We start from the raw sequence: 6,355 nt of genomic DNA on the forward strand, positions 1-6,355 counted from the left end.
ACGCCCTGCCCCCGTCCGGGGTGGCCTGGCCCACCTGCACGCGGATGTCGGCAAGCCCCGGCGGCTCGTAGAGGTACACGCCGGGGGCGGCTGACTCGCCAGACGGGGCCAGCACCCGCGCCGGGTCGTCCACGCGCGTCCAGAAGGGGATGTTGCCCGCAAGGGCAAGATGCGCCCGCAGGGAGGCTTCCGCCCCCAGCAGCAGCAATACCCGGTTTGCCAGATGGGTGGGCAGATGGGTGGGCAGATGGGCAGGCAGGTGGCCGGACAGCAGACGGCACGCCAGTTCCGGCCCGAGGCCGTTGGCGTCGCCAAGGGTTATCAGCAACGGTTCCGCACGCATGCCGCACAGGCTATGCGCATTCGCGCGGGCTGTCCATATGCCTATGGGTGCGCGCGCCCCTTGCGCATGGCGTACGGCCCGTTCGCGGGAGACAGGCTGGATGCCACATGCGAAAGGCGGCAACAGGCCGAAGCCTGCCGCCGCCGTGCATGTTTCCCGAAGCCGTACCGCCGTCAGCGCCGCAATTCCACATCAGCATGGATGCCGCCGCCCGGCAGGGCATAGGCATGGGCGATGTGCTCGGTGTTGCAGTGCACGCCGTAGCGCCCCTGCCGGTCCAGCATGATCAGCCCGGCGTGGCCCGCCACCCGGCGATGCAGCAGTTCGATGGCCCTGCGGGCGGCGTCATCGGGGGATGCGCCGCCATCGCGCAGGAAGTCGCAGGCGGAACGGGTCATCAGCACCCGGATGATGCCTTCGCCGAAGCCGGTGGCGGAAGCCCCGCCGGTTTCGTTGTCCGCGTAGGTGCCCGCGCCGCACAGGGGGGAATCGCCCACCCGTCCGGGCCGCTTCATGGGGGTGCCGCCGGTGGAGGTGGCGGCGGCGATGTTGCCAGCCGCATCCAGTGCCACCGCCCCCACCGTACCCTTGGGCATGGCCGGTTCCGGCCCCACCGGGCAGTTGCACGCGGTGCCGTCCGCAGCGGCGGCACCCCCCGTCGCCCCGTTCCCCCCGGCCTGGGGCCGGAAGGCGTCGTGGGTGGAAAAGCCCGCGCGGGCGCGCAGTTCGTTGTACAGGCGCACTTCGCGCTCCACCACCAGTTCGGCGGGGTCGATGGCTCCAATGCCCGCCTCGTGCGCGAAACGCTCCGCCCCTTCACCCACCAGAAAGCAGAATTCGGTGTCCATGACCTTGCGGGCGATGTCCACGGGGTGCAGGAAGTTGCGCACCGCCGCCACGGCCCCGAAGTTCAGGGTGGCCCCGTCCATGATGGCGGCGTCCAGTTCGATCTGCCCGTCGGCGTTCAGCACGGCCCCGCGCCCTGCGTCGTAGGTGGGGTCGGCCTCCAGCACGTTGACGGCCAGGCGCACGGCCTCCAGCGCGGGCATGCCGCGTTGCAGTTCGCCCCACACGGCGTCCACCGCCGCGCGGCAACCGTCGATGTGGGCCTTCTGCCGGTCGGCGGGGATGGTCCACGCGCCGCCGTGCACGATGATTCTCGGTTGGGTCATGTGTGTCTCTGCGGTTCCGGAATGCGCCCGCGCGGCGTGCCTCATGCACTCTGCGAGGACGGGGCGGAATCTACGCAATTGCGGACCGAAGGTGAAGGGGAAAGGCAGGGGGAAAGGGCAAGGGAAGGGAGACAGGCCACGCGGGCATGCGGGAAGGACGTACCCCCTTTTGCATACAGCACGAATCGTCGTGCCTCTGGCGCTGCGTTCGGGCTACCCCGGCATCAGGGCCACCCCCGCCAGCGGCGGCAGGGTCAGCACAAGGTGATGCCCACCGCTCCACTCGTCGGTACGGGCCTGCAATTCGCCGCCGTTGCCCACGTTGGATCCGCCGTAGTACTCGCTGTCGGTGTTCAGCACCTCGCGCCAGGTACCGCCCCTGGGTGCGGGCACCCGGTAGTATTCGCGCACCACCGGGGTGAAGTTGAACACCCACAGCACGGGCGGCGCGCCTTCTCGGTCGGGGCACTGCCGCACGAAGCTGATCACCGAGCCGCCCCAGTCGGAAAAGTCCATCCAGCGAAAGCCCGTCCATTCGTGGTCGTGGGCGTGCATTGCCGGTTCGCGCCGCAGGATTCCGTTCAGGTCGCGCAGCAGGGCGTGGATGCCCCCGTGCGCCGGGAACTGGTACAGGCACCAGTCCAGCGCGCGGCTTTCGTCCCACTCGCTCCACTGGCCGAACTCGCCACCCATGAACAGCAGCTTCTTTCCCGGATGCGCCCACATGTAGGCGTACAGCGCGCGCAGGCTGGCCTGCTGCTGCCAGGCGTCGCCGGGCATCTTGGACAGCAGCGCGCCCTTGCCGTGCACCACCTCGTCATGCGAGAGCGGCAGCACGAAATTCTCGGTGAAGGCGTACAGCAGCGAAAAGGTCAGCGCGTTGTGGTGGTAGGCGCGGTGCACCGGCTCGTGCCGGAAGTAGTCCAGCGTGTCGTGCATCCAGCCCATGTTCCACTTGAAGGTGAAGCCGAGGCCGCCGGTGTACACCGGGCGCGAAACCCCGGCCCAGGCCGTGGATTCCTCCGCTATGGTCATGGCGCCGGGAAACTGACCGTGCACCACCACGTTGAGCTGGCGCAGGAACTCCGCGGCGTCCAGGTTCTCGCGCCCGCCGTGATCGTTGGGCAGCCAGTCGCCGTCCTCGCGCGAGTAGTCTAGGTAGAGCATGGAGGCCACGGCGTCCATGCGCAGCCCGTCGATGTGAAATTCGCGCAGCCAGTACAGGGCATTGGCCAGCAGGAAGTTGCGCACCTCGTGCCGACCATAGTTGAAGATGAAGGTGCCCCAGTCCGGGTGCTCGCCCCGGCGCGGGTCCAGGTGCTCGTACAGGGCCGTGCCGTCAAAACGGCCAAGGCTCCAGTCGTCCTTGGGAAAGTGCGCGGGCACCCAATCGAGAATGACCCCTATGCCCGCCTGATGGCAGCGGTCCACGAAGCGCTTGAAGTCTTCCGGCGTTCCGTGGCGCGAGGTGGGCGCATAGTAGTGCCCTGTCTGGTAGCCCCATGACTGGTCCAGCGGATGTTCCGCCACGGGCAGCAGTTCGATGTGGGTAAAGCCAAGATCGCGCACGTGCGGAATCAGCCCGTCGCCCAGTTCGTCCCACGACAGGAAGGGATGGCCCCCCACGCCCGTGCCGTCGGTCTTGCGCTGCCATGAGCCCGCGTGCACCTCGTAGATGGACACGGCCTGCCGCAGCGGCGGCCCCGCCTCCGCGCGGCGCTGCATCCAGTCGTCGTCGGTCCACTGGTGGTTGTCGATGTCCCAGGCCACGGCGGCCACGCCGGGCCGCATTTCGGCGTACAGGGCGAAGGGGTCCGTCTTGTAGACGATGCGCCCGCCGCCCGCATCCCCGGTGCGGATGCCGAACTTGTACAGCGCGCCCTTGCGCATGCCGGGCACGAAGGCCGCCCACACGCCGGAAACCCCCACCGGGTACAGCGGATATTCGCCCCAGCGCCAGTCGTTGAAATCGCCCACCAGATACACCTCGCGGGCGGAGGGCGCCCACACGGCCACCCGGTAGCCTTCCGCGCCGTCCTGCGCCAGGGGATGCGCGCCGAGCACCCGGTAAAGGTCCCAGTGTTCGCCCTTGCCGAACATGTACAGGTCGAAGGGCTCGATGAAGGCGGGGAGGGTAAGCTGCATGGCGTGTTCGTCCAGTGGCTTGGGGTCAACCGGTTCGGAAGGAGGCAGGGGGGGGCGGTTGCGGCGGGCCGGAATCAGGAAAAATCGAATCCCAGTTGCCGGTACAGGTTCACGTAGCTGCGCCCGGCCCGTTCCCACGAAAAGTCCTGGCGCATGGCGCGGGTCATCATGGCGCGCCAGCCTTCGGTGTCGTGTTCCCAGTAGTGCACGGCGTCCAGGATGGCTTCGAGGAACAGTTGCGGGTCTGAACGCCCGAAGGTGAAGCCGGTGGCCTCGGGCGACGGCCACGGCACGATGGTGTCGCGCAGGCCGCCCACGGCGGTGGCCACGGGCGGGGTGCCGTAGTGCAGGGCGTACATCTGGGTCAGGCCGCAGGGCTCGTAGCGCGAGGGCATGAGAAAGATGTCGCTGCCCGCCTGGATGCGGTGGGCCAGGTCTTCCGTGTAGCCCACCACGGCGCACAGCCTGCCCCGGTATGTTTCCATCAGGTCCAGCGCCCGCGCCTCGTGCGCAAGGTTGCCCTCGCCCAGGATGATCACGCCCACGTTGCGCTCCATGAGCCGGGGCACGATGTCCAGCAGCAGGTCTATGCCCTTCTGCCCGCGCAGTCGCCCGATGAAGCCCAGCACGGGCCGGTGGGCCAGTTCCGGCGCAAGGCCCAGTTCATCCAGCAGGGCCGTCTTGCAGCGCTGTTTGCCTGCAAAACCCTGCGGATCGTCAGGCCCGTAGCGGCACGGCAGGAACTTGTCCTGCGCCGGGTTCCAGATGCCGTAGTCCGCCCCGTTCAGGATGCCGTGCAGCGCGTGCTGGCGAGCCAGGAGGATGCCCTCCAGCCCGCAGCCGTAGGCAGGCCCCAGGATTTCGCGGGCGTAGCTGGGGCTGACCGTGGTGACCATGTCGGCATAGGCGATGCCAGCCTTCAGCAGGTTGAAGTCGCCCCAGAATTCCACCCCGCTCATGGTCCACGCCTGCGGCGGCAGGCCGCAGCCGGTGAACAGCCGGGAGGCGAACCGCCCCTGGAAGGCCAGGTTGTGGATGGTCATGACGCTGCGCGTATCGGCCCAGAACGGGTCGGTCTGCCGCCAGAAATGCAGATAGGCGGGCACCAGCCCACTCTGCCAGTCGTTGGCGTGCAGCACGGCGGGTGGCGTGCCCAGACGGCGCAGCAGCGCCATGACGGCACGACAGAAGAAGATGAACCGCTCGCAGTTGTCGAAATAGTCGCCCTTGTGGTCGTTGTAGTAGTAGCGGCGGTCGAAGTATTCGCCACGGTGCACGAAGTACACCTTCATGCCGTGGTAGTCGGCCTCGTAGACGTCGCAGGTGATGGGGGCCCACGGGTAGCCCACGTGGCAGTCGGAAATGGTCAGGTGGATGCCGTAGTCCGCCGTGCGCAAGCGGCCATAGAACGGCGTGATCACCGAAGTGGGCACGCCCATGCGGTGCAGGGCCAGGGGTTGCGCGCCCAGCACGTCGCCAAGCCCCCCGCTCTTGGAGAAGGGATACATTTCCGAGGTGACGAAAACGACCTCACGTCGCATGATCGCGCGTTCCTCCCCTTGCGCGCGCGGCGTTTCCGCGCGACGCGTTGCGCGCCTTCCGGCGCGTGCGTCCCCATCTTGCCGGGGCGGCGGCCCCGACAAAACCATTACCCCACCAGGCGGGGCGGCACGTCTGGTCTGCCGACGCGGGACGGCTCAGGCCCCCTCCCCCTTGCGCTCCGGGCAACAACCCCGGTCGCGCAGCCAGTCGGCGATGATCTTCGCGTGGTCGAAGGCCATGGGTTGCGGCAGATCGTCCGGCGCAAAGAACCGGGCATCCGCCGCGTCGTCTCCGGCAACGGGGGCGGCAAAGGTTCCCGCCGCCGAGGTGGCAACGGCACCGCCCCGCACCTGCGCGGCATAGACCACGCTGAGGGTGTGGTGGCGCGGGTCGCGCCCCGGTTCGGAATACACCCCTACAAGGCCGGTCAGTTCCACGTCCAGTCCGGTTTCCTCACGGGCCTCGCGCACCGCCGCCGCCTCCGCCGATTCGCCGTAGTCGATGAATCCGCCGGGCAGCGCCCAGCCGGGCGGCTCGTTGCGCCGCCGGATGAGCACGATGCCCCGCCCCGGCTCGTGAATGAGGATGTCGACGGTGGGCGGGGGGTTGCGGTACATGACCACGGGGCCGCCACAGTGCGGGCAGGGTACGCGGTGTTCCATGGCGGGCGTGTCCGTTCTTGCCGGTTGTGGACGAGGTTGATGCAAGGAGGCTGCGGGCGGGCTGACCCGAACCTCCCACCCGTCGCCGCAGGCCGGAACAGGCTGTCCCGGTAGGCGGCGAGGATACGACACCACTTTCACAGAGTACGCGCAGAGATGAAAAGTGACAAGTTGATAGCCGTGCACAACGGCGCGCTGGGCGACTTCCTGTGTACCTGGCCAGCCCTGCTGGCGCTGGCGCGGGGTGCTGGTACGCCGGGCGGCGCGAGGCCGGAACGCGCCGTGGCGCAAGGCGGCAAGGATACCCCGCGCCTGCTGTTCGCGGGCAACATGGAACGCATGCGCTGGCTGGCCCCGCTGGGCTACGCACCCTGCCCGCCAACCATGCGCCGGGCGCTGAACGGACTGTACGGCGAGACGGATGCATCCGCCTGGCCGGACGCGCTGGCCGGGGCCACCGTGGCGTGGTTCTGCCTGGACCGCGCACCGGC

The 6,355-nt window shown here is 68.7% G+C and carries 4 protein-coding genes and 2 pseudogenes; 1 reads left to right on the plus strand and 5 read right to left on the minus strand.

What is annotated here, in order from left to right; all coding sequences use genetic code 11:
- The 5 genes and pseudogenes from FVW20_RS05385 to FVW20_RS05405 all read right to left on the minus strand — a co-directional run.
- Positions 1 to 343, minus strand: a pseudogene (locus FVW20_RS05385) (4-hydroxythreonine-4-phosphate dehydrogenase PdxA); the annotation flags it as partial.
- 173 nt (positions 344 to 516) lie between these two features.
- Positions 517 to 1,515: an isoaspartyl peptidase/L-asparaginase family protein gene (locus tag FVW20_RS05390; RefSeq protein WP_196608616.1), complete on the minus strand. Its 999-nt coding sequence runs from the start codon at positions 1,513 to 1,515 to the stop codon at positions 517 to 519.
- A gap of 213 nt (positions 1,516 to 1,728) precedes the next feature.
- Complete coding sequence (gene glgB / locus FVW20_RS05395) at positions 1,729 to 3,660, minus strand: 1,4-alpha-glucan branching protein GlgB (protein WP_196608617.1); 1,932 nt, start codon at positions 3,658 to 3,660, stop codon at positions 1,729 to 1,731.
- 74 nt (positions 3,661 to 3,734) lie between these two features.
- The gene (gene glgA / locus FVW20_RS05400; protein ID WP_196608618.1) at positions 3,735 to 5,201 is read right to left on the minus strand and encodes a glycogen synthase GlgA; all 1,467 of its coding nucleotides are present in this window, start codon (positions 5,199 to 5,201) and stop codon (positions 3,735 to 3,737) included.
- A 156-nt stretch (positions 5,202 to 5,357) separates the two neighbouring features.
- Positions 5,358 to 5,864, minus strand: coding sequence for an NUDIX domain-containing protein (locus FVW20_RS05405; RefSeq protein WP_167127323.1), 507 nt, complete (start codon positions 5,862 to 5,864; stop codon positions 5,358 to 5,360).
- Between the two features lie 156 nt (positions 5,865 to 6,020).
- Between FVW20_RS05405 and FVW20_RS05410 the strand changes: the two are divergent.
- Positions 6,021 to 6,355, plus strand: a pseudogene (locus FVW20_RS05410) (glycosyltransferase family 9 protein); the annotation flags it as partial.

The sequence above is a fragment of the Nitratidesulfovibrio oxamicus genome (genome assembly GCF_015731765.1).
Lineage (GTDB): Bacteria > Desulfobacterota > Desulfovibrionia > Desulfovibrionales > Desulfovibrionaceae > Cupidesulfovibrio > Cupidesulfovibrio oxamicus.

Bases quoted from the DNA above. Each gene is read 5' to 3' on its own strand.
- FVW20_RS05405 (WP_167127323.1), bottom strand. From the start codon at position 5,864: ATGGAACACCGCGTACCCTGCCCGCACTGTGGCGGCCCCGTGGTCATG.
- glgA (WP_196608618.1), bottom strand. From the start codon at position 5,201: ATGCGACGTGAGGTCGTTTTCGTCACCTCGGAAATGTATCCCTTCTCC.
- glgB (WP_196608617.1), bottom strand. From the start codon at position 3,660: ATGCAGCTTACCCTCCCCGCCTTCATCGAGCCCTTCGACCTGTACATG.
- FVW20_RS05390 (WP_196608616.1), bottom strand. From the start codon at position 1,515: ATGACCCAACCGAGAATCATCGTGCACGGCGGCGCGTGGACCATCCCC.